Origin of the sequence: Paraburkholderia madseniana, from assembly GCF_009690905.1 — a bacterium.
GTDB lineage: Bacteria > Pseudomonadota > Gammaproteobacteria > Burkholderiales > Burkholderiaceae > Paraburkholderia > Paraburkholderia madseniana.
In genome coordinates this window covers 1-21,578 of record NZ_VOSW01000003.1, presented here as the reverse complement: position 1 = coordinate 21,578, position 21,578 = coordinate 1, and the positions used below count along the sequence as shown (strand labels likewise).

Here is a 21,578-nt window from a genome sequence, read left to right as displayed (position 1 = left end):
TTCCTTATGCCTTTTCGACCTTGACGAGGAACGACTTGAATTCCGGTGTTTGCGAATTCCCGTCGCCCACGGAAGGCGTCAGCGTATTGACGAGATAACCCGGCTTCGCGAGCCCCTTGAAGCCCCAATGCAACGGCAACCCGACTGTCTGGACCTTTTTCCCTTCGATCATCAGCGGTTTAATCCGCTTGGTGACGAGCGCCACCGCGATGATGTGCCCGCGATTGGACGACACCTTCACGCGATCCCCCGCGACCACGCCCACCTCCTTCGCCAGATCCTCGCCGATCTCCACAAACTGTTGCGGCTGCACAATCGCGTTCAGACGCGCGTGCTTGGTCCAGTAGTGGAAATGCTCGGTCAGACGATACGTGGTGGCCGTATGCGGGAAGTTCTCATGCGTGCCGAAAGCGGCCCGATCGTCCGGGAACACGCGCGCCGCCGGACTGCTGACGACCGCCTTGTTATCCGGATGCAGCGGGTTGTAGCCGAGCGGTGTTTCGAACGGTTCGTAGTGCTCGGGGAATGGACCTTCCACCAGACCGTCGCGCGAGAAGAAGCGCGCCACGCCCTCCGCATTCATGATGAACGGATTCATGCCGTTTTCAGGCGGCTCGTCCACCTTGAAGTCGGGAATGTCCGCACCGCTCCACGTCTTGCCGTTCCACGCGATCAGCTTGCGCGTGGAGTCGAACGGTTTGCCGCTGACGTCGCACGAAGCACGGTTGTACAGAATCCGCCGGTTCGCAGGCCACGCCCATGCCCAGTTCAACGTATTGCCGATGCCGGTCGGGTCCGAATTGTCGCGGCGGCCCATCTGGTTGCCCGCCTGAGTCCACGAACCGCAGAAGATCCAGCAACCGCTCGCGGTGCTGCCGTCGTCGCGAAGCTGCGCGAAGCCCGCCAACTGCTCGCCCTTCTTGGCGAGCACCTTGGTTTTGTCGGTAGCGTCGGTCACGTCGGCGAGCGCCTTGCCGTTGAACTCCATGGCGATTTCTTCAGGCGTCGGGCTTTCCGGATCGGAGTAAGGCCAGCTCATGTTGAGAATCGGATCGGGATATTTGCCGCCGTTCTCCTTATAAGCCTTACGAATGCGCAGCCACAGCCCCGACATGATCTCGAGGTCGCTCTTCGCCTCGCCCGGCCCGTCGGCGCCCTGCCAGTGCCACTGCAGCACGCGGCTGGAACTGACCAGCGAGCCGCGTTCCTCGGCGAAACACGTGGTAGGCAGACGGAAAACTTCGGTTTGAATCTTCGACGGATCGACGTCGTTGAACTCGCCGAAGTTCTTCCAGAACTCCGACGTTTCTGTGGCGAGCGGATCCATGATGACGAGCCACTTCAGTTTGGCCAGACTCGCGCCGATCTTCGCCTTGTTCGGCGCCGCGGCAAGCGGGTTGAAGCCCTGCGCGATGTAGCCGGTCATCTTGCCTTGATTCATCAGCTCGAAGACCTGCAGCATGTCGTATGACTTATCAAGCTTCGGCAGATAGTCGTAGCCGAAGTTGTTCTCGGCGGTCGCGTTATCGCCCCACCACGACTTCATGAAGCTGACATGAAACGCGCGGTAGTTGCGCCAGTAGCTCAACTGGTTCGGCCGCAACGGCTGGCTCGCGCGCTTCGTGATGAAGGCGTCGAAGTCCTGCTCGGCTTCCATCGGCAGCGTCATGTAGCCCGGCAACAGGTTCGACATCAAACCCAGGTCGGTCAAACCCTGAATGTTCGAGTGACCACGCAGTGCGTTCATGCCGCCGCCCGCAATGCCGATGTTGCCCAGCAGCAATTGCACCATCGCGCCGGTGCGGATGATCTGCGCGCCGATCGAATGATGCGTCCAGCCGAGCGCGTACAGGATCGTGCCGGCGCGCCCGGGGACGGCCGTCGATGCCAGCATCTCGCACACCTTGAGGAATTTGTCCTTCGGCGTGCCGCAGGTCCGCTCGACCTGCTCGGGCGTATAGCGCGAGTAGTGCTGCTTCATCAACTGATAGACGCAGCGCGGGTGCTGCAGCGTCGGATCGATTTTGGCGTAACCATCGTCGCCGCGCTCGTAGTCCCACGTGCTCTTGTCGTAGCTGCGTTTATCCGCATCGTAGCCGGAATACAGGCCGTCCGTGAACGAGAAATCCTCGCGCACGATGAACGGCATATCCGTGTAATTCTTGACGTACTCGTGCTGAATCTTGTCGTTGGTGAGCAAATAGTTGATCACCCCGCCCAGGAACACGATGTCCGAGCCGGTCCGAATCTGCGCGTAGTAGTCCGCGACCGAGGCCGTACGCGTAAAGCGCGGATCGACCACGATCAACCTTGCCTTGCGATGCGCCTTCGCTTCCGTGACCCACTTGAAACCGCACGGGTGCGCCTCGGCTGCATTGCCGCCCATCACGAGAATCACATCCGCGTTCTTGATGTCGACCCAATGGTTCGTCATCGCTCCACGGCCAAACGTCGGGGCAAGACCTGCCACCGTCGGGCCGTGTCAAACACGTGCCTGATTATCGAATGCGAGCATGCCAAGACTGCGGACAGTCTTGTGCGTCAAATACCCCACTTCATTGCTACCGGCCGATGCCGCGAGCATGCCGGTGGTCAGCCAGCGGTTGACCTTCTTGCCGTCTTCCGTCGTCTCGACGAAGTTGGCATCGCGGTCTTCCTTCATCAGCCTGGCGATGCGATCGAGCGCGTCTTCCCAGGAAATCCGCTTCCATTCATTCGATCCAGCCGCGCGGTACTCCGGATACTTCAGACGGCTCGGACTGTGAATGAAATCGATCAGGCTCGCGCCCTTCGGGCACAACGTGCCGCGGTTCACCGGATGATCGGGATCGCCTTCAATGTGGATGATGCTGGACTTTGCATTCTTGGCGTTGTCGCCAAGTCCATACATCAGGATGCCGCAGCCCACCGAGCAGTACGGGCAGGTGTTGCGGGTTTCAGTTGTGCGCGACAGTTTGTACTGACGAACCTCGGCTAGCGCGGGTGCCGGAGAGAAGCCCATGAGGGCCAAACTTGATCCGGCGAGCGTGGTGGCGGAGACCTTCAGAAACTGTCGCCGGGACATGTGGGTCATGTAATGGCCTCGGCTCTTTTCGGGATACTAATAACGATTATAGAGGCCGATATGAAGTCCTGCAGCCAGACTGGCACGTCATCAACGTCATTAAATATGAAGCGCCGCAGCCGGTTTCAATGAAACCGGGCACTATTCCTCTTGCAGCAGTTGATTGCGTCCGCAACGACCAAGACCGTGGGCGCCCGCTGTCCTGCGCCGCGCGCGAACAACCGCCATAATGTGGTTATTCGAAGCCTGAAATCCGCTCCACACATGACCGACACCCTCCCCACCGCAAACCCTTCGCCCCGCCTGACCAGCCTGTCGCACGGCGGAGGCTGCGGCTGCAAGATCGCCCCCGGCCTGCTTGCCGATCTGCTCAAGCGTAGCGCGCCGCTACCGTTCTTTCCCGACCTGCTGGTCGGCAACGATACCGCCGACGACGCCGCCGTCTACCGGCTCAACGACGAGCAGGCGATCGTCGCCACCACCGATTTCTTCATGCCGATCGTCGACGACCCGTTCGACTTCGGCCGCATCGCCGCAACCAATGCGCTGTCCGACGTCTACGCCATGGGCGGCAAGCCGATCATGGCGCTGGCGATCGTCGGCATGCCGATCAATGTGCTGCCGCACGACGTGATCGCGGCGGTGCTGAAGGGTGGCGAGTCCGTCTGCGCCGAAGCCGGCATTCCCCTCGCCGGCGGGCACTCGATCGATTCGGTGGAACCTATTTACGGCCTGGTAGCGATCGGTGTGGTCGATCCGCGGCGTGTCAAACGCAACGCCGGCGCGCGGGCAGGCGACGTGCTGATCCTCGGCAAGCCGCTGGGCGTGGGTGTGTTGTCGGCGGCGTTGAAAAAGGACCGGCTCGATTCAAACGGCTATGCCGCGATGATCGCGGCCACGACCAAGCTCAACCGGCCGGGCGCGGCGCTGTCCACGCTCGACGGCGTGCATGCCCTCACGGACATCACCGGTTTCGGCTTGCTGGGCCATACGCTGGAATTAGCCCGCGGGTCGAATCTGACCGCCCGCGTGCGCTATGCGGATCTGCCGTGGCTGCCGAACGTGGTCAGCTTCGCCCAGGCCGGCATTTTTACCGGCGCTTCGGGGCGCAACTGGGACGCTTACGGTCAGGACATTGTTTTGCCTTCCTCATTGCCGTCGACGGCTCGCACCCTGCTCACCGATCCGCAAACCTCGGGCGGCCTGCTGGTGTCGTGCGCGCCAGAATCCGTCGACGAAGTGCTCGCCCTGTTCCGCGCCGACGGTTTCGACGAGGCGTGCGTAATCGGGGAAATGGTCAGCGGAGAACAGCGAGTCGAGGTGATCTGAGGCGCGGACGGACCGACGGACAAAGCGAGGCACGGGCCTGGCAGATGGCTTCGTATTTCGCCTGATGCATGGCCTGGCATATGGCTTGAAGGCGAAACGGAACGGCTCGCCAGCCGGCATTCACGGCGCATGCGATAATTTCGCTTCTCCCGCCGGTCCGTTTCGTCCGTAACCCCTTGAAAAACCTACTTGTCAGCCTAGATCAAGCCGGTGATTTCGATGAAATCATCGACGTGCGCACGCCTTTAGAATTCGCCGAAGACCACATTCCCGGCGCGCTCAACGCGCCTGTGCTGAGCAACGAAGAGCGTGTTCTGGTCGGCACGACTTACAAGCAGGTCTCGCCATTCGAAGGCACCCGGATCGGCGCGGCGCTGGTTGCGCGCAACATCGCGCACCACCTGGAAACCACCTTCGCCGACCGGCCGCGCAACTGGCGGCCGCTGATCTATTGCTGGCGCGGCGGGAAACGTTCGGGTTCGGTCACGACGTTGTTCAATATGATCGGCTGGCAGGCACGTCAGCTGGACGGCGGCTATAAAGGCTACCGGCGCGCAACGCTGGACACCCTCGAGACGTTGCCGAAGAAATTCAATTACATCGCACTAGTGGGCCCGACCGGCAGCGGCAAGACACGCCTGTTGGAAGCGCTGCGCCAGGCGGGTGCGCAAACGCTGGACCTCGAAGCACTGGCCGCCCATCGCGGCTCGCTGCTCGGCGCATGGGCAGGCATTGAGCAGCCGTCGCAAAAGCGCTTCGACACGCTGCTGGTGAGCGCCCTGCGCACGTTCGATCCCAAACGGCCGGTGTTCGTCGAAGCGGAGAGCCGGCGGATCGGTTCGATTGCGCTGCCGCTCGCGCTCCTCGACACGTTTCATCAGGGCGCCTGCGTCGAAGTGTTATCGAGCCACGAAGACCGTGCGGCGTTCCTGCTGCATGACTATGCAAATCTGTTCGACGATCCTGAATCGTTGAAAGCGCAGTTGCAGAAGATGATCGGTTTGCATAGCCGCGAACGTGTCACGGGCTGGCAACACCTCGTCGATGAAAATAGCCGGGCCGAGCTCGCTCGCGAGCTGATCGAACGGCACTATGATCCAGCGTATGCGCGCAGCAGCCGTCAGCATTTCGTGCAGTTGCCGCAGGCGTTGCAAATGAATTTTCGGCCCAACGACGCCGATGTCGTTGAACAGGCAAAAGCCCTGCTTGCCCAATTCGATAACAGCGCGCTCGCTGTCGTCTGACTAAAAACTAACGTTCAAGACCATCCAATATGCAATCAACCCTTCGGCAGCCCCGCGTCGCCCTTGGCTGGATCGTGTTCCTGCTGATCGCCGTCGTCGGCCTCTTCTATGTGAAGTGGTTTCCGTACTACAACCGCGCGTTCGTCGGCGCGAGTCAGCATTCCATCGGCAAGTCGATCCTGATGGGCACGGCGTCGAGCGCACCGGCGGCCTCGTGGCAGGCGGCCATCGATTACGCGCTGGCCTACGGCAAGGCGATCTGGCAAGCCATGGTGCTCGGCCTTCTGCTGGGCTCGGCGGTACAGGCGCTGATTCCGCCGCAGTGGGTCGCACGCGCGCTCGGCCGGACCGATTTCAGCAGCGTGGTGAAGGGCGGCCTGATGTCCTTGCCGGGCATGATGTGCACGTGCTGCGCGGCGCCGGTCGTGGCCGGCTTGCGCGCCCGTCAGGCCGCACCGGGCGCGGCGATCGCGTTCTGGCTGGGCAATACCGCTTTGAACCCGGCCACGCTGATCTTCATGGGCTTCGTGCTCGGCTGGCAATGGATGGGTTTGCGGCTCGCCCTCGGCCTCGTGATGGTGTTCGGCCTCGGCTATCTGGTGAACCGCATGGTCACGCCGAAGGAAGCCGAAGCGTCGCGCGACGCCATGGCGCAACTCGTCACCACCGACGATCCGGGCACCGCGTTCACACGCTGGGTGAAAATCCTCGGAACAATGACGCTGCGGCTGATTCCTGAGTACATCGTCCTGGTGCTGATTCTCGGCGCAGCGCGAGCATGGCTGTTCCCGCACATCGGACCCAGCATCGATAACAGCCTGCTGTGGATCGTCGCTTTGGCGATCGCCGGAACCTTGTTCGTGATTCCGACCGCGGGCGAAGTACCGATCATTCAGGCCATGCTCTCCTTCGGCATGGCCGCAGGCCCGGCCGGCGCGTTGCTGATGACGCTGCCGCTGATCAGCGTGCCGTCGATGGCCATGCTTGGGCGCTCGTTCCCCAGGCGCGTGCTGACGGTCGTGGCGCTGGCGGTGGTGGTTTGCGGGGTGGTCAGCGGGTTATTGGCTATTGCATTGGGGTTTTAAAGCATGAAACGTATTGCAGCATTCGCAGCTACTAGCTGGTCAGCCGCGGCCCTTCTTTACTTCGGACAGCATTCGGTAGCGCTGATCGTGGTAAGCGGGGTCGTCGTGCTGGCCGGCTTCGATCTGCTCCGTCCTTGACGGGATCTACGTCGGACGAATCGTCGCCGACTCGAGCGCCATCCTGCGACGCGAGCCGATCAGCGCGGCCAAAGCCGTGCCGATCCCCAACGCGAACAGACACGCCGTCGGCACCAGCATCGGTGCGACATGGCTGTGCGCCACCTTGCCGACATAAGGCATCAGGTTCTGTCCGGCAAAGCCGCCGAGATTGCCGATCGCGTTGATCGCCGCCACGCTCGCTGCGGCTCTTGCGCCGGAGAAGAACCGCGGGGGCAGCGACCAGAAGCACGGATAGAGCAACGGGATACACGCCCCGCCCAGACATAGCGCGGCGAAACGCAACGACGGGGTCGGCAGGACGAGGCTCGACGCAAAGCAAACGACGCCGATGCCGGCCACCACGCTCATCGCCTTCAACACGACGCGCTCACGCTTGAGCTTGCCGGGCAGCCACAGCAGAAGCAGTGTCGCGAGCGCCCACGGAATCATGTTCAACACACCGTTCAGCGACGACGACACGCCATCGCTTTTCAGCAGCGTCGGCATCCAGTAGGTCACCCCGTACAACGACGTCGACATCAGCATGTATGTCAACGCGAACATGAGAACCTTCGGATCGAGCAAGGCACCCCATGGCCGCGTCGCCTTGGCGTCATCCGACGCTTCCCGCTTGAGCGCGGCGATGACGACGTCCTTCTCCTGCTGCGAAAGGAACGGCGCTTCCTGCACGGAATTCGGCAAGAATTTGAGCGCGACGAACGCAATCAGAATGGCGGGAATGCCGGTGGCGATAAACACCCACTGCCAACCCGCGAAGCCCCATGTGCCGCCCAACGTCAGCAGAAGACCACCGACCAGCGAGCCCAGCATGTTGGCGAGCGAACTGCCCAGCGTGAAGAACCCCAGCACCTTGGTGCGATAGCTTTGTGGGAACCACTGCGTGAGGTAGTAGATGACGCCGGGATAAAAACCGGCTTCGGCAACGCCCAGTGCGAAGCGAAAGGAATAGAAGACGGGCAGCGAACGCGCGAACGCCATCAGCACCGTGACCACGCCCCAGGTCATCATGATGCGGGCGAGCCAGGTCCGCGCGCCGAAGCGATGCAACGCCAGTGTGCTGGGCACCTCGAAGATGAGATAGCCGATGAAGAACAGCGAGGCGCCCAGCCCGTATGACGCTTCCGTCATGCCGAGAGCATGCACCATCTCCAGCTTGGCGAAACCGACGTTCTGGCGGTCGATAAACGAAATCAGAAACATGACGATCAGAAGCGGCATCAGCCGCCACGCCATCTTCTTCATTACCTGCTGCTCAAATCCTGCCTGCGTAGACATGTCCGCTCCGGTTTTCTCGCCGGCCGCCATCGACACTCGCCTCGCGGCATGGCAGCCGCTACGTCGAGGGAAACGGCCAGATTGATGTAGTCATATATATGTTTATATGAACTGGCATCGGACACCATGAGGTGATACCCGAATAGGCGCATGCGGCCCCAGCGGTCCTGGCGGCGCTGCGTTCAAAAAGCGGGGTGAGGTTGAGGCGGATCAGCTCCGCTGTATTCCAGCGGGCCGCCGACTCAGCGGATTTCCACCTGGTACTGAAACGTCGCGGCGGCGCCGCGCGTGCTGCGCCATTCGAACGGCGTGCCCGCGAAGTCCGACGCGACACGCTGGACCTGGATGACAGGGCTGCCGACCGCTACATCGAGAAGCGAGGCATCGTCGGATGTGGCTTGTTCTACTCTTAAGATTTCCGTAGCGGACGCCACGATCTGCCGGCAAAGACGCTCATACAACGGATACAGCAAGTCCTCGAAATCGCCGAGCGGCAACGTGGCCAAGGGTTCGAAACGCGCGCGCGGCAACCAGATTTCTTCAGACAGAACCGCCTGGCCTTCGATCAGGCGCACACGCGAAAGGTGGATCGCTTTCTCGGAGGCTTTCATGCCCAAAGTAGAGCGAATTTCTTCGCCGGGTTTCACGATCTCGCGCCTGAGCACGCGCGCGGTCGGCCGCACCGGCTCGCCGTCGCGCGACTTGAAACGGAAGAAGCGAAACAGCGACGAATCGAAACGGGGCCGGCGGATAAATGTGCCCTTGCCCTGGCTGCGCGTGAGCACGCCGTCGACAACGAGCAGATCAATCGCTTTACGAACCGTGCCAGTGGAGACGTTATAGAACTGCCCCAACTCCGCCTCCGTGGCGATGGGCTCCTCCAGGGCCCACTCACCTGCAGCAATCCGGCCAACCAGGTCGTCACGCAATTGCTGATAACGGGGCAACCGACCATCCGGCTTGGTCACGAAAGAGGTTGCTTCCATAGCATTCATATAGTTGTTCAGAGGAGTAACTACTGTACAACATCCCGCGGCGGCGACGTGAGCAAGGGTTAATACTCAATGACTTTTCGCGGCTTTGCGACCACCATTCATGTAGTCATATATATGACTACATGATAAGCACGACGGAGACGGCTATGTTCACGTGGTACAAGCAAGGCACGCCCCTTGAACGCAACACCTTCTGGGGGTGCTTTGCGGGTTGGGGGCTCGACGCGCTCGATGTGCAGATGTTCACCCTGGCCATCCCCGCGATCATTGCCGCGTACGGCATCGACCATACGCAGGCCGGCGCGATCAGCAGCGTGACGTTGATATCTTCGGCACTCGGCGGCTGGATCGCAGGCGCGTTGTCGGACCGCATCGGACGCGTTCGGACGTTGCAAATAACGATCCTCTGGTTCGCCGGCTTCACCTTTCTCTGCGCGTTCGCCCAGAACTTCCCGCAACTCCTGGTTCTCAAGGCGCTGCAAGGATTTGGATTCGGCGGCGAGTGGGCGGCAGGTGCGGTACTGATGGCGGAAACCATTCGTACCGAACACCGCGGCAAGGCGATGGGTGCCGTGCAAAGCGCCTGGGCGGTCGGCTGGGGTGCGGCCGTGCTCGTGTATGCCGCGGCGTTCTCCTGGTTACCCTCGGACACCGCATGGCGCGTGATGTTCGCCGTCGGCCTCGTGCCGGCCGGCCTGGTTCTATTCGTGCGGCGCAATCTGAAGGAACCGGCACGCGTCGCGCCGGCAAGCGCTGCTCCCAAGGTCTCGGTGCTCGGGCAGATAACCCAGGTCTTCCAGCCGCGCGTGCTCCGGACCACCGTGATCGGCGCCGTGCTGGGCACCGGCGCTCACGGTGGGTACTACGCGATCATGACATGGCTGCCCACCTTCCTCGCCAAAGAACGGCACCTGTCGGTTCTGAACACCGGTGGCTATCTGGCGGTCGTCATCGTGGCCTTCTGGTGCGGCTGCATGGCGAGTGCTTATCTGCTCGACCGCATTGGCCGCCGGCGCAACGTCGCCCTCTTCGCGTTCTGCTGCATCGTGACGGTTCTCGCTTACGTGATGCTGCCGCTGACCAACACGCAAATGCTCGTGCTGGGCTTCCCACTCGGCTTGTTCGCCGCGGGCATCCCAGCGAGCCTCGGCCCGCTTTTCAACGAACTGTATCCGGCTGACATGCGCGGCACAGGCGTCGGATTCTGCTACAACTTCGGACGAATCGCTTCGGCGGGCTTCCCTGTGCTCGTTGGCTACATGAGTCATTCGATGTCGCTCGGTATGGCAATCGGAATCGACGCGGCCATTGCTTACGGCCTCGCGATGATCGCTGTGTTGCTGCTCCCCGAGACGCGCGGCAAACGTCTGCGTGGCGTGGTGCCCGAATCGACGCCCGATGCCGTCGACAACGCGCGATTGACCCTGGACCCGCCGCGGGGCTGACCATGAGTGCTCCCGTATCCCTCGCTCAGTCCAACCCCTGCCGCGTGGACACCCACGCGCACGTCTTCGAGAGAGGCTTGCCGCTCACGGATAGCCGGCGCTACGCGCCTGGCTACGACGCCACGCTCGACACCTATTTGCAACTGCTGAACGCGCACGACATCGGGCGCGCGGTTCTCGTGCAACCGAGCTTTCTCGGGACGGACAATCGCTACCTGCTGCAAGCACTATCGCAAGACACGCATCGCTTAAGGGGCGTAGCGGTGGTTGCGCCCGATGCTTCAGAGGAAGCGCTAGCCGAGCTGCATGGTCGAGGCATAACCGGCATACGGCTCAATCTGATCGAGCAGGCATTGCCGGATCTGGGAGAGAAATCATGGACGCCGTTGCTCGAACGATTGTCAAGACTGGGTTGGCACATCGAACTACACCGGAATGCGCAGGACCTGGCACCGATGCTCGACCGGTTGCTGGAAGCCGGCGTACCCGTGGTCGTCGATCATTTCGGACGCCCCGACCCTGAGAAAGGAATTCACGATCCCGGCTTCAAGACCTTGCTCGGTTATGGCGGAACCGGCCGCGTGTGGGTCAAGGTCTCGGGCGCCTACCGATGTGCGGTTCCCGGTTCTGCCTTTGTGCATGAGGCGACGAGCCAGCTTGTCGAACACTTCGGTGCTGAGCGGCTGATGTGGGGAAGCGACTGGCCCCATACGCAGTACGAACAGGTGATGAACTACGGCCAGTCGTTATCGACGCTATTGGAACTCGGCCTGGACGCAGCGATGGTCGACACGATTCTATGCACGACCCCTGCGTTGTTCTACGGATTCGAACAGCGAACGAATCAGGCTGTGGCGAAATACAGGCAATACGAAGGGGAGAAACTGACAGGACAGCCGCACGATGACGATGTGCGCCGATGTGATGCGAGAACATGACAGTAGACGAAAGCGGAGCCGCTTTCGTCTACGTCACATATGCGTTGGTAGGCTCGATTGGATTCGAACCAACGACCCCCACCATGTCAAGGTGGTGCTCTAACCAACTGAGCTACGAGCCTTTAGAGGCGCGAATTATAGAGACTCCGGGCGCGTCGCACAAGCCCTGCGCGGCAAGTATGTTCGCGGACGAGCGTCCGCCGGTTCGTTCGGTAATTCGTACGCGGTTCGTTGTTCAACCCGCTTCAGTTCGTCGACATCCACTCGGTCTGCACGTCCAGCGGAAAAACTGGCCGCTTCACGTGCTCGAACTTGAACAGCCCGTAATCCGAACTCGTCACACCGCGGCTATCGCACTCCACCAGGCCGGCGGCGATCGGCACAAAAACCGGCCGGCAGTACATGCGTGATTTGAGCAACAGGAAACGCGCGCGGCGCGGATCGATGCCGACGCTCTCGAATACGCCGAGGTCCCAGGGTTCATGCGTGCGCTCGGTCATCACGAGCTTGACCGTGCCGGTGTCGAGCACCGCCGCGCGCCCCATGAACGCGCGCTGGCCTGTGTAGGTCGGGCCGCTGATCACGTATTCGCCATCGGTCAGCGCACGCACTACACCGGTCACGGCGACCGGCGGCTGCGACGTCACCGCGCTGCTTGCGACCTTGTTGCCGATCGTCACCGTCACCGTGCTGCCGACGCCCGCCGCCATCAGCGCCGCGACGGCCTGCGGATCGCATAACGGACCGCTTACGACCCCTTCGAGCTTCTGCTTAAGCGCCTCCTCCAGCAGGTCCATCGTGTCGCACGTGCCGCCCGACATGCAGTTGTCGCCGTGATCGAGCAATAGCACGGGTTTGTCCGCGCCCTGCGCGAGCGCTGCGGCCTGTGCGACCGACTCCGCCAGCGGCCCGCTGCGATAAACGAAATCCTCGCGCTCGTTCCAGATCTGTCGCGCGATGCGCTCCGCAATAGCTTCCGCCTGCGCACGCTCGCCGTTCGCCACCACCACGACGCTGATACACGGCGCCTCGATATCAGCGAGCGAGAAGCCGGACAGCACCGACACAGCAAGCATGCCATCGGCCTCTGCCGCGCGCGCGGCGGCTACCGCGCGCTTCATCGCGCCTTCGGCCGTCGCGCTGCGCAGCGTATGCGTGAGCAGCGGCGGCTGGCGCCATGCGATCACCGGCTTCGCCTTGCCGTGGACCAGATCGAACAGCAGACGCGCCGCATGCGCGCCGGTCTCGTACATATCGACGTGCGGATAGGTTTTGAAACTGACGATCACGTCGGCGTTGTCGATCATCTTCTGCGTGACGTTGCCATGCAGATCGAGTGCGACAGCAATCGGCGCATCGGGCAGCGCGGCGCGCACGCGTTCGAGCAGATCGCCTTCACCGTCGTTCGTATTCTCGGCGACCATCGCACCGTGCAGGTCGAGCATCACGGCATCGCAGCCCGTTGTGGCCGCAACGATTGCATCGCAGATCGCGTCGTACGCGGCGGCTTCGACGGGTCCGCTCGGATTCGCCGATGCGGAAATGGGCGTCACGATTCCAGCATGCTCGCGCTCGGCTGCATCGATGAACGCGGCCATTGCCGTCTGCATGCCCTTGTTGTCGTTGAGCGCGTCTTCGCCGTAGCTCGGGCCATTGCGGCCGAACGCTGCAAGCGGCGTGGCCACTGGCGAGAACGTGTTGGTCTCGTGGTTCATCCTTGCAATCAGGACTTTCATGCTTCCGTGCCCCCCGCCACTTGCGCGGCGTTCAGCATCGCCTGCAACAGCACGTTGCAGCCGGCTTCCAGATGGTCCGCGCGTGCGTCTTCGATTTCGTTGTGGCTGATGCCGTCCTTGCACGGTACGAAGATCATCGCTGCGGGTGCGACACGTGCGAGATAGACGGCGTCGTGACCAGCGCCGCTGATGACGTCCATCGACGAAAAACCGAGCGTGTCCGCACCTTGCTGAACCGCGGCGACCAGGTCCGCCGCGAACGGTTGGGGCGGAAAATACACCACTTGTTCGACGTCGACCGTGATGCCGGCCCTCTCACCCGCAGTCGAGCAGGCAGCGCGTAGTGCGGCATCCATCTCAGTAAGCGAGGCATCGTCAGCGGCACGCAGATCGACCGTTAAGGTTACGCGGCCTGGGATCACGTTGCGCGAATTCGGATGCACGTCGAGCCAGCCGACCGTGCCGCGTCCGTGCGGCGCGTGATCGAGAGCAATGCGATTCACCGCGTGAATCAGATCCGCTGCGACGAGCAATGCGTCGCGACGCAGTTCCATCGGTGTAGGCCCGGCGTGCGCTTCCATGCCGTGCACAGTCACGTCGTACCAGCGCTGACCTAGCGCACCCTGTACGACGCCGATCGTCGTGTCATGCGCCTCCAGCACCGGCCCTTGTTCGATATGCGCTTCGAAATACGCGCCGACCGCATGAGGCTTCCCGCTTTCGCCTGCGTAACCGATTGATGCAAGTGCGTCGCGCACCGAGATGCCCTCGCGATCGCGTTGTTCGAGTGCATGCTCCAACGTGAACGCACCGGCGAACACGCCTGAACCCATCATCACCGGCACGAAACGCGAGCCCTCCTCATTGGTCCACACCGCGACTTCCAGCGGCGCGAGCGTCCGCACGTTGGCATCGGCCAATGTGCGCAACACTTCAAGACCAGCCAGCACACCGTAATTGCCGTCGAACTTGCCGCCCGTGGGCTGCGTATCGATGTGGCTGCCGGTCATCACCGGGGGCAGGTCATCGCGCAAACCCGCACGCCGCGCGAAGATATTACCGATCGCGTCGATCCGCACGCTGCACCCAATCTCTTTCGCCCACGCGATAAAGAGGTCGCGCGCCTTGCGGTCCAGGTCAGTCAACGCGAGCCGGCACACACCGCCCTTATTCGTCGCGCCGATTTGCGCGAGTTGCATGAGACTGTCCCAGAGCCGTGCGCCGTCGACACGCAGATCAGCGAGCGTCGCGACGGTTGTTGATTCATGAACTTGCATCGATGCTTCCTCGTAATGAAGACAGCGTGGGCGTCAGACGACGCCCACGCCCAGATAACGGTCCTTGATCGAATCGTCGGCGGCGAAGGAAGCGTTGTCACCTTCGTAGACGATCACGCCTTGTTCGATGATGTAATGGCGATCCGCGAGTTGTGTGCAGACTTCCAGATTCTGCTCAACCAGCAGAATCGCCACGCCCGCTTCACGGATCAACTTGAGTTGCGCGACGATCTCTTCGACGATCACCGGCGCGAGACCTTCAACCGGTTCGTCGAGCATTAACAATCGCGGATGATTCATCAACGCACGACCGATTGCGAGCATCTGCTGTTCGCCGCCGGAGAGTTGCGCACCACCGTTCGTGCGCCGCTCTTTCAGGCGCGGGAAAATGCGGTAGATGTCGTCGAGTTGCCACGGCGAATCCTTGCGCGCGCCGAGCCGCAGGTTTTCTTCGACGGTCAGCAGACGAAAGACGCCGCGATGTTCGGGCACGAAGCACACGCCGCGCGAAGCGATCTTGTGCGGCGGCATGCCGTTGATGGCAACGCCATTGAATGTCACCGTACCGCGCTGTGGTGCGACGACGCCGGCAATGGCCTTGAGCGTGGTCGACTTACCTGCGCCGTTACGGCCTAACAGCGTGACCGTCTCACCATCATTGATTTGCAGGGACACGCCTTGCAGGATGTGACTCTTGCCGTAGAAGCCGTGAATCTGTTGCACGTCGAGAATCATGCGCGGCCTCCGGTGATCATGTTGCCGAGATAGGCGCTGCGCACGCGCTCGTCGCCGCGAATGTCGTCCGGGCGCCCTTCCACCAGCACGCGCCCTTGCTGCATGACGGTGATCGTGTCGGAGATGTCCATCACGATGCCCATGTTGTGTTCGATCAGCACGACGGTGTAATCGTCGCGCAGGCCGCGGATCAATTGCTTCATGTCGTCGAGGTCGTCGATGCCCATGCCGGAAGTCGGCTCATCCAGAAAGATCGCCTTGGGCCGCGCTGCGAGCGCCATGCCGACTTCAAGCCGTCGCTGCTGACCATGCGATAGCGCGCCCGCAGGCACCTCGCTAAAGCGCTGCAACGCGAGGCGTTCAAGCACACTGTCGACGGTGTCCGCGTGGGTGAGTGCACCGTGCGGCGGCGTCCATGCGTTCAACGCACGCACCGCGTCGACACCTTGCGCGGCGAGCCGCAGATTTTCGCGCACACTCAGATTGGCGAACAGACTCGTCACCTGAAACGAACGCGCGACGCCGCGACGCACGCGTTTATGGTCGGGTTCATGCGTCACGTCATGACCGTCGAAGATGATCTTCCCGTCGGTGATAGGCAACGTGCCCGTCAACACGTGAAACAGCGTCGTCTTGCCTGCGCCGTTCGGACCGATCACCGAGTGCACGGTACGTGGCAAGACGCGCAGATTGACTTCGGAGAGCGCCGTGAATTTGCCATACCGCTTCACCACGCCGCTCGCTTGCAGAATCGCTTCGCTCATACGCGCTCCCTGGTTGCGTGGTTGCCTGCGCTGTTGCCTGTATCGTTGTCAGCGTCTGTGGATGAGTTACGCCGCAGTGCCTGCCAGATTCGTTCGCCCAAACCCCATATCCCACGCTGCATGAAAAGGCTAACGGCGATCAGCACGATACCGAGCAGCAACAGCCAGCGCGGCCATAGCGTGGACAACCAGTCGGCGAACAGCACATAGAACGCCGCGCCCAGCACCGATGCGAACAGATTGCCCGTGCCACCGATCACTGTCATCACGAGAATCATCTCGCTCGTGTGGTAATCGATGTTGGACAGCGGCGCGATGCCGGTCATCAACGCGTGCAACGCTCCAGCGAGGCCCGTCACCGCGCCGGAGATCACGAACGCCATGAGCTTGAAGCGCTTGACGTCATAGCCAACCGCGGCTGCGCGTGCCTCGTTGTCGCGAATCGCCAGCAACGTGCGGCCGAACACCGAGTGCGAGACACGCATCAGCAACCAGAACACCACGAGGAACAGCACGGCGACGAAAGCGTAGTACTGCCACGGCGAAGTCAACGGCACGAGTACTTTGCCGAACAATCCCAGGGCCGGGCGTGGGATGTCGAGCAGACCGTTGTCACCTCCGGTCAGATCGGGCGTGGTGTAGGCGAGGAAGTAGAACAGTTGCCCGAACGCGAGCGTCAACATCACGAAGTACGTACCGCGTTGGCGAATCGAAAACCAGCCGACCAGCGCAGCGGCAGCCGCGCCAATCACGATTGCGGCAAGCAGCGCCACGGGTATCGGCATGCCCGTTTTGGTAAGAACGAGGCCCGCGCAATAACTGCCGAGTCCGAAGAAGATGCCCTGCCCGAAGGAGAGCAAACCCGTATGGCCGAGCAGCAGATTGCAACCGAGTGCGGCGAGCGCGAACACCAGTACTTCCGTGGCTAACGATCCGGAACGCAGCGTCAGCGGCAATACACACACGACCAGCAACGCAAGCAACAGGAAGCGATAGCGGTGCAATGCGTGCTTCAAGCTGCGTTGAGCCGGCCGGGAAGAAGTGTCATGAACACCAGGTTTCGAGGTATCGATCATGCCGCTCTCCCGAGCAAGCCGTTCGGCCGTAGCAGCAGCACTGCGGCCATCGCAACATAGATCATCAGGCGTGCACCTTCCGGCCACAACGTACTCATCACGCTCTGCACGATGCCGACCAGCAACCCGCCAACCAGCGCGCCCAGAAAGTTGCCCATTCCACCGACTACCACCACCACGAACGCGACGCTGAGCGCCTCGATGCCCATGAACGGATCGACACCGCGAATCGGCGCGGCGAGCACACCGGCCAAAGCGGCAGTGGCGGCGCCCAGCGCGAACACCAGGCTGAAAACGCGCATCACGTTGATGCCAAGCAGCGACACCATCTCCGTCGATTCACTGCCGGCGCGCACCGCGCTACCGAGCCGTGTACCCTCCAGCACCCACCACAACAGCGCAGCCAGCACAGCCGTGAAGCCAATCACAAACAGGCGGTATTTCGGGTACACGAAACTGCCCCAGATCACGACGCCGTTCAACATGTCGGGAACCGGCACGTTGTCGCCGAGCGGCCCCCAGATCAGGATCGCGCATTCCTGCACGACGAGGGCGAGACCGACCGTCACGAGAATATGAAACTCATGCTGTTGCGCGTAGACGTGCCGCAGAATCAGCTTCTCGACGATCCACGCAAGCGCGCCGACGACGATCGGCACGACGACGAGCGCGGTCCAGAAATTCATCGACCACTGCATCGCCTGATAGCAAAAGTACGCGCCGAGCAGATAGAACGCGCCGTGCGCGAAATTCACGAAACGCAGCAGGCCGAACACGATCGACAACCCAACCGCGAGCAGGAAATACAACATTCCCACTCCGATACCGTTGACGATCTGCAGGAGATAAACGTTCATGGCGTCCGTCTAAAGGGTGTAGCGATGGGGTGCTGCCAACGAGCTTGCCGCGTTGCTTGCGGCACGGATGCATCAAGCCATCTTGCAGCCGGTCTTGTCGAGCGGGAGGAACGACTGGCCGGAACTCACGATATCCGCGTAGTCGTCGGCGTTTTTCATCTTGTTCTTCGCCTTGCCCTTCAACAGATAGTAGTTCTTCAGCACCTGATGGTCGCCCTTGCGGACCTCCTCCGGACCGGTCAAGCCGTCGTATTTCATCCCCTCGAGCGTCGCGACCACTTTCTTCGGATCGACTGTGCCTGCTTTCACAATGCCGTCGAGCAAGATCTTTGTGCAGATATAAGAACCCGCGAGGCTGTAGTTCGGATTGGCTTTGAACGCGGCATTGCTGCGCTTGACGAGATCGCGATTGAGCGGCGAGTCGATGTCGTGCCAATACTGTGCGCCAAAATAGACGCCTTCGCACAAGTCCGCACCGAGCGATTCGAACTGCTCCAGCCCGGAAGCCCACGCGAGCAGAATCGTGCAATTGTTCTTCATGCCGAAGCTCACGGCCTGGCGCAACGTGTCGGACGATTGCGAACCGAAGTTGAGAATCAGCAGGACGTCGGGCTTCGCGGCGACTGCATTCGTCAGATAGCCGCTGAATTCCTTCTCGTTGAGCGAGTGGTAGCTATTGCCCACGTGCTCAATGCCCTTCTCCTTGAAAATCGCCTTGGCTGCCGATAGCAAACCGTCGCCGAATACGTATTGCGGTGTGATGGTGTACCAGCGTTTTGCTTTCGGCAACATTTGGATCAGCGGGCGCACGGTCTGTTCGATCGCGCCGTAGGTCGGCACGGACCAGCGAAAAGTCGCGTCGTTGCAGTCTTTTCCAGTGATTTCGTCCGCGCCCGCCGTGGTGATAAAGATGCCGTCGGCCTTCTGCACTTCCTTGCCCATCGCCAAAGCTTCGGAGGACAAAATACCGCCCGCGAAGAAACGTGCATTCTTCTGCTGCGCGATTTCCTGCACGCGGCGCACTGCCGTCGCGGGCTTGCCTTCCGTATCGAGCACCGTGTACGCGAGCGGTTGACCGAGTACCTTGCCGTACTGCTCGATAGCGAGCTTCATGCCGAGGTCGGCATACTTGCCGTTCGCCGCGAACGGGCCCGACATCGGCACCGGACAGGCGAACTGCAAGGTCCCGGCCTGCGCGAACGCGCTACGCGCGACCAGCGAGCCCAACGTCCCCGGAACGGCCGACAGCGCGGCCAGCTTCAACATATTTCGGCGATTCAAAATGACGCTCCTTATGAAAGAGACACGCACTGACCGACTGCGAAACTGAAAGACTGCGCGGGCGACGACGAAAGCCTGCTGGTCGCCGAGAAGTTTTCCACCACACCGGCTTTGTTCTATTTATCATGATAAATAGGTTGGACTCGATCGTAGGTACAATAAATTCGAGTGTCAATAAGGCAAAATTCCTGGCGGCAGCGGCACGGCTTTCCGTGCCATGGCAGGCCCGGCGGCCCGTCGAAAGCATGCAGGACAAAACTGGGAGTAACGGAAATGGCCATCGACCGCGCCAAGGCTGGCGCCGCGATTGAGATCAAGCAGCAAAAGCGCGGCGATCTGGTCGCCGAGGAGATCAAGCGGCTCATCACTGAGAAAGACCTGAAACCGGGTGACCGCCTGCCGCGTGAGGTGGAATTGCAGCAGCTCTTTTCGGTGAGCAAAAGCACGATTCGCGAGGCGCTGAAGTCGCTCGAGGTGCAAGGTCTCATCAAGGTGACCACGGGCCCTAGCGGCGGCGGCATGGTGGTTGAAGTGCCGCTCGATCGCACACTACAGCTCTTGCAGAACTACCTGTTCTTCAAGGATGTATCGATCGACGATATTTACACCGTGCGTAAATTGCTGGAGCCGGAGCTGGCGGCGGGTGCGGTGCCGCATCTGACGGAGCAGGACTTCGAGGCGCTCGAAGCAAGCATTGCGTGCTGCGACCGGCCGGCTTCGTCACATGGCGGACAGGACATCGTTCGACAACGTCAGGAAGACGTCAACTTTCACGACATCCTCGCGGCGGCGAATCCCAATCCATTCCTGCGGTTCAGTTGCGAGTTGATCAACGAAATGATCCGACAATTGATCGAGTTTCGTAACGACACGCCGCAGGTCGAACATGAACGTTTTGGTCTCGCCAACGTGAAGATTCACAAAGCGATCACGAAAGCGGCGCGTGAACGTGACGTGGAAAAGGTGCGCGAGCTGATGGTGGTCCACATGACCGAAGCGCCACGCTATGTGAAGCGGATGAAGGGCAAGTTGCGTGGCCGGCTGATTCTCGATTCGGAGATTCGCCGACGCGTGAGGGCGCGTAGTGTGGCGCCGGCTGATGAGCCGGATCAGGAGTGAAGCCGATTTGACAGGTGCCGCGGGCTGGATTGCGCGGCGCTTGCAGCGGAATGTGGGCTGCTTGCCTAGGTCTGAAGTGTACTAACAGTGTGTCCACGGTCGACCAAACCGCCGGGCACAACGACCAGGCAGGGCCTGGTGTATCCGGTCGCCATGATGCGGGACCGGGTGTTCAAGAGACTGTTCGATTCGACACTGCGACAAAACGAGGGGAATCGAAACACCCGTGCAATCGAGATGAAAGTTCGGGTGTACCGGTCAATCTATGCCGATTGGCTTAGGACCGCCATCCCACCGCTTTCGACGGCCAAATTGGGGCGTGTTAGCCGCGTAATAAGGGCTCAACCTTTTACCGCCCGCGCCGTTATTGCATCTGCACAGGCATAACACTGGACCGTCATGGCACAACCTATTCCGTTTTCCCGCAGAACTGGCGCTGCACGTGCTCGGCATGACAAAGCCATGCTGCTGCCAATCGCACGGCAGGTCGCCGACGACCTTGCCCTGCGCGTGCATCTGGCGCTCGACGCCTTGCGCCGGGGTGCCGGCAGCACGAGCGATGCGCAAACGCTCACGCAGGTCATGCTGTTGATGGGTTTTCTGGCTGAATCGGGTTTTGGCTCGACGACGGGCGAGCAGATCGGCGCGGCGGAGAGAGCGGTGTCGGCGGCTTTCGATGCCGGCCGTGAGACCGGCGAGTGGAGATTGGACAGCGCAGGGTTCGCGCTTTTCGCCGAAATCGCATCGAACTACGATCGGCAACTGCACAGCGCACCCCTTTGGGCGATCACCGACGCCAGTGAACGACTTGACCGCTTCACCGCAGGCTTGTCGTATCAGACGCCGGTGCGGAAAAGGGCTTAAACGGATGGGATGATGCAGGACGGCGGGGGAACTAGCGTCGGCGATTTTGCGGCGTTACTGATAGGAGTCACGCCGGTAGAACAGGAGCCGCACCGGACAGGGTCTCACGGTGGCGATGTTTTCAGATGGCTGGTTTTTGCGCCGTAAACGCAGAAACCCCACCTTTGCGGGGTGGGGTTTCTGATGCTGCAGGGGAGCCTGACGATTACCTACTTTCACACGGGAATCCGCACTATCATCGGCGTGGAGTCGTTTCACGGTCCTGTTCGGGATGGGAAGGGGTGGGACCGACTCGCTATGGTCATCAGGCATGA

The 21,578-nt window shown here is 61.3% G+C and carries 18 protein-coding genes, 1 tRNA gene and 1 rRNA gene; 8 read left to right on the top strand and 12 right to left on the bottom strand.

The window, feature by feature from the left end; translation table 11 throughout:
* Positions 1 to 4 precede the first annotated feature (4 nt).
* Complete coding sequence (fdnG, locus tag FSO04_RS02505) at positions 5 to 3,073, bottom strand: formate dehydrogenase-N subunit alpha (protein ID WP_154558194.1); 3,069 nt, start codon at positions 3,071 to 3,073, stop codon at positions 5 to 7.
* A 255-nt stretch (positions 3,074 to 3,328) separates the two neighbouring features.
* Between fdnG and selD the strand changes: the two genes are divergently transcribed.
* The 4 genes from selD (at position 3,329) to FSO04_RS48225 (ending at position 6,860) form a co-directional block, all read left to right on the top strand.
* Positions 3,329 to 4,393, top strand: coding sequence for a selenide, water dikinase SelD (selD, locus tag FSO04_RS02500; RefSeq protein ID WP_154558293.1), 1,065 nt, complete (start codon positions 3,329 to 3,331; stop codon positions 4,391 to 4,393).
* 176 nt (positions 4,394 to 4,569) lie between these two features.
* On the top strand, positions 4,570 to 5,637 hold the full coding sequence (gene mnmH / locus FSO04_RS02495; RefSeq protein WP_154558193.1) for a tRNA 2-selenouridine(34) synthase MnmH: 1,068 nt from the start codon (positions 4,570 to 4,572) through the stop codon (positions 5,635 to 5,637).
* A gap of 29 nt (positions 5,638 to 5,666) precedes the next feature.
* On the top strand, positions 5,667 to 6,722 hold the full coding sequence (locus FSO04_RS02490; protein ID WP_154558192.1) for a permease: 1,056 nt from the start codon (positions 5,667 to 5,669) through the stop codon (positions 6,720 to 6,722).
* 3 nt (positions 6,723 to 6,725) lie between these two features.
* A complete protein-coding gene (locus FSO04_RS48225) occupies positions 6,726 to 6,860 on the top strand; it encodes a hypothetical protein (RefSeq protein ID WP_266212432.1) in 135 nt (44 codons plus the stop codon).
* A gap of 6 nt (positions 6,861 to 6,866) precedes the next feature.
* Here the strand turns inward: FSO04_RS48225 and FSO04_RS02485 are convergent, their stop codons facing one another.
* Positions 6,867 to 8,177 carry an MFS transporter gene (locus FSO04_RS02485; RefSeq protein ID WP_154558191.1) on the bottom strand — a complete coding sequence of 437 codons (1,311 nt, stop codon included), beginning with the start codon at positions 8,175 to 8,177 and terminating at the stop codon, positions 6,867 to 6,869.
* Positions 8,178 to 8,419: 242 nt separating this feature from the next.
* Positions 8,420 to 9,163 carry a GntR family transcriptional regulator gene (locus tag FSO04_RS02480; RefSeq protein ID WP_154558190.1) on the bottom strand — a complete coding sequence of 248 codons (744 nt, stop codon included), beginning with the start codon at positions 9,161 to 9,163 and terminating at the stop codon, positions 8,420 to 8,422.
* Positions 9,164 to 9,318: 155 nt separating this feature from the next.
* Between FSO04_RS02480 and FSO04_RS02475 the strand changes: the two genes are divergently transcribed.
* Together FSO04_RS02475 and FSO04_RS02470 are read left to right on the top strand one after the other, a co-directional pair.
* Positions 9,319 to 10,617, top strand: coding sequence for an MFS transporter (locus FSO04_RS02475; protein WP_154558189.1), 1,299 nt, complete (start codon positions 9,319 to 9,321; stop codon positions 10,615 to 10,617).
* A gap of 2 nt (positions 10,618 to 10,619) precedes the next feature.
* Entirely contained in the window at positions 10,620 to 11,555 is a 936-nt protein-coding gene (locus tag FSO04_RS02470) for an amidohydrolase family protein (RefSeq protein ID WP_154558188.1), read from the top strand.
* A gap of 45 nt (positions 11,556 to 11,600) precedes the next feature.
* Here FSO04_RS02470 and FSO04_RS02465 read toward each other — a convergent pair.
* The 8 genes from FSO04_RS02465 to FSO04_RS02430 all read right to left on the bottom strand — a co-directional run bounded on the left by FSO04_RS02465 (position 11,601) and on the right by FSO04_RS02430 (position 19,281).
* Positions 11,601 to 11,677 (bottom strand) — tRNA-Val (locus FSO04_RS02465).
* A 123-nt stretch (positions 11,678 to 11,800) separates the two neighbouring features.
* The gene (locus tag FSO04_RS02460) at positions 11,801 to 13,291 is read right to left on the bottom strand and encodes a M81 family metallopeptidase (RefSeq protein ID WP_154558187.1); all 1,491 of its coding nucleotides are present in this window, start codon (positions 13,289 to 13,291) and stop codon (positions 11,801 to 11,803) included.
* Positions 13,288 to 14,568 (bottom strand): Zn-dependent hydrolase, encoded by a 1,281-nt coding sequence (locus FSO04_RS02455; protein ID WP_154558186.1) that lies wholly within the window; start codon positions 14,566 to 14,568, stop codon positions 13,288 to 13,290. Before FSO04_RS02455 ends, FSO04_RS02460 begins: the two co-directional genes overlap by 4 nt.
* 33 nt (positions 14,569 to 14,601) lie before the next feature.
* Complete coding sequence (locus FSO04_RS02450) at positions 14,602 to 15,303, bottom strand: ABC transporter ATP-binding protein (protein WP_154558185.1); 702 nt, start codon at positions 15,301 to 15,303, stop codon at positions 14,602 to 14,604.
* The gene (locus tag FSO04_RS02445; RefSeq protein ID WP_154558184.1) at positions 15,300 to 16,067 is read right to left on the bottom strand and encodes an ABC transporter ATP-binding protein; all 768 of its coding nucleotides are present in this window, start codon (positions 16,065 to 16,067) and stop codon (positions 15,300 to 15,302) included. Before FSO04_RS02445 ends, FSO04_RS02450 begins: the two co-directional genes overlap by 4 nt.
* A complete protein-coding gene (locus tag FSO04_RS02440; protein ID WP_154558183.1) occupies positions 16,064 to 17,143 on the bottom strand; it encodes a branched-chain amino acid ABC transporter permease in 1,080 nt (359 codons plus the stop codon). Before FSO04_RS02440 ends, FSO04_RS02445 begins: the two co-directional genes overlap by 4 nt.
* On the bottom strand, positions 17,140 to 18,000 hold the full coding sequence (locus FSO04_RS02435) for a branched-chain amino acid ABC transporter permease (RefSeq protein ID WP_054036982.1): 861 nt from the start codon (positions 17,998 to 18,000) through the stop codon (positions 17,140 to 17,142). The genes FSO04_RS02440 and FSO04_RS02435 overlap by 4 nt, the downstream gene beginning before the upstream one ends.
* Positions 18,001 to 18,072: 72 nt before the next feature.
* Complete coding sequence (locus FSO04_RS02430) at positions 18,073 to 19,281, bottom strand: ABC transporter substrate-binding protein (RefSeq protein WP_154558182.1); 1,209 nt, start codon at positions 19,279 to 19,281, stop codon at positions 18,073 to 18,075.
* Between the two features lie 273 nt (positions 19,282 to 19,554).
* Here FSO04_RS02430 and FSO04_RS02425 point away from each other — a divergent pair, with 273 nt between their 5' ends.
* Complete coding sequence (locus FSO04_RS02425) at positions 19,555 to 20,400, top strand: FadR/GntR family transcriptional regulator (protein ID WP_154558181.1); 846 nt, start codon at positions 19,555 to 19,557, stop codon at positions 20,398 to 20,400.
* A gap of 399 nt (positions 20,401 to 20,799) precedes the next feature.
* Positions 20,800 to 21,264 carry a hypothetical protein gene (locus tag FSO04_RS02420; RefSeq protein WP_154558180.1) on the top strand — a complete coding sequence of 155 codons (465 nt, stop codon included), beginning with the start codon at positions 20,800 to 20,802 and terminating at the stop codon, positions 21,262 to 21,264.
* Positions 21,265 to 21,460: 196 nt separating this feature from the next.
* Here FSO04_RS02420 and rrf read toward each other — a convergent pair.
* Positions 21,461 to 21,573, bottom strand: a 5S ribosomal RNA gene (gene rrf / locus FSO04_RS02415).
* Positions 21,574 to 21,578: the final 5 nt, after the last annotated feature.

Bases quoted from the DNA above. Each gene is read 5' to 3' on its own strand.
- selD (WP_154558293.1), top strand. From the start codon at position 3,329: ATGACCGACACCCTCCCCACCGCAAACCCTTCGCCCCGCCTGACCAGC.
- FSO04_RS02490 (WP_154558192.1), top strand. From the start codon at position 5,667: ATGCAATCAACCCTTCGGCAGCCCCGCGTCGCCCTTGGCTGGATCGTG.
- FSO04_RS48225 (WP_266212432.1), top strand. From the start codon at position 6,726: ATGAAACGTATTGCAGCATTCGCAGCTACTAGCTGGTCAGCCGCGGCC.
- FSO04_RS02485 (WP_154558191.1), bottom strand. From the start codon at position 8,177: ATGTCTACGCAGGCAGGATTTGAGCAGCAGGTAATGAAGAAGATGGCG.
- FSO04_RS02480 (WP_154558190.1), bottom strand. From the start codon at position 9,163: ATGGAAGCAACCTCTTTCGTGACCAAGCCGGATGGTCGGTTGCCCCGT.
- FSO04_RS02475 (WP_154558189.1), top strand. From the start codon at position 9,319: ATGTTCACGTGGTACAAGCAAGGCACGCCCCTTGAACGCAACACCTTC.
- FSO04_RS02470 (WP_154558188.1), top strand. From the start codon at position 10,620: ATGAGTGCTCCCGTATCCCTCGCTCAGTCCAACCCCTGCCGCGTGGAC.
- FSO04_RS02460 (WP_154558187.1), bottom strand. From the start codon at position 13,291: ATGAAAGTCCTGATTGCAAGGATGAACCACGAGACCAACACGTTCTCG.
- FSO04_RS02455 (WP_154558186.1), bottom strand. From the start codon at position 14,568: ATGCAAGTTCATGAATCAACAACCGTCGCGACGCTCGCTGATCTGCGT.
- FSO04_RS02450 (WP_154558185.1), bottom strand. From the start codon at position 15,303: ATGATTCTCGACGTGCAACAGATTCACGGCTTCTACGGCAAGAGTCAC.
- FSO04_RS02445 (WP_154558184.1), bottom strand. From the start codon at position 16,067: ATGAGCGAAGCGATTCTGCAAGCGAGCGGCGTGGTGAAGCGGTATGGC.
- FSO04_RS02440 (WP_154558183.1), bottom strand. From the start codon at position 17,143: ATGATCGATACCTCGAAACCTGGTGTTCATGACACTTCTTCCCGGCCG.
- FSO04_RS02435 (WP_054036982.1), bottom strand. From the start codon at position 18,000: ATGAACGTTTATCTCCTGCAGATCGTCAACGGTATCGGAGTGGGAATG.
- FSO04_RS02425 (WP_154558181.1), top strand. From the start codon at position 19,555: ATGGCCATCGACCGCGCCAAGGCTGGCGCCGCGATTGAGATCAAGCAG.
- FSO04_RS02420 (WP_154558180.1), top strand. From the start codon at position 20,800: ATGGCACAACCTATTCCGTTTTCCCGCAGAACTGGCGCTGCACGTGCT.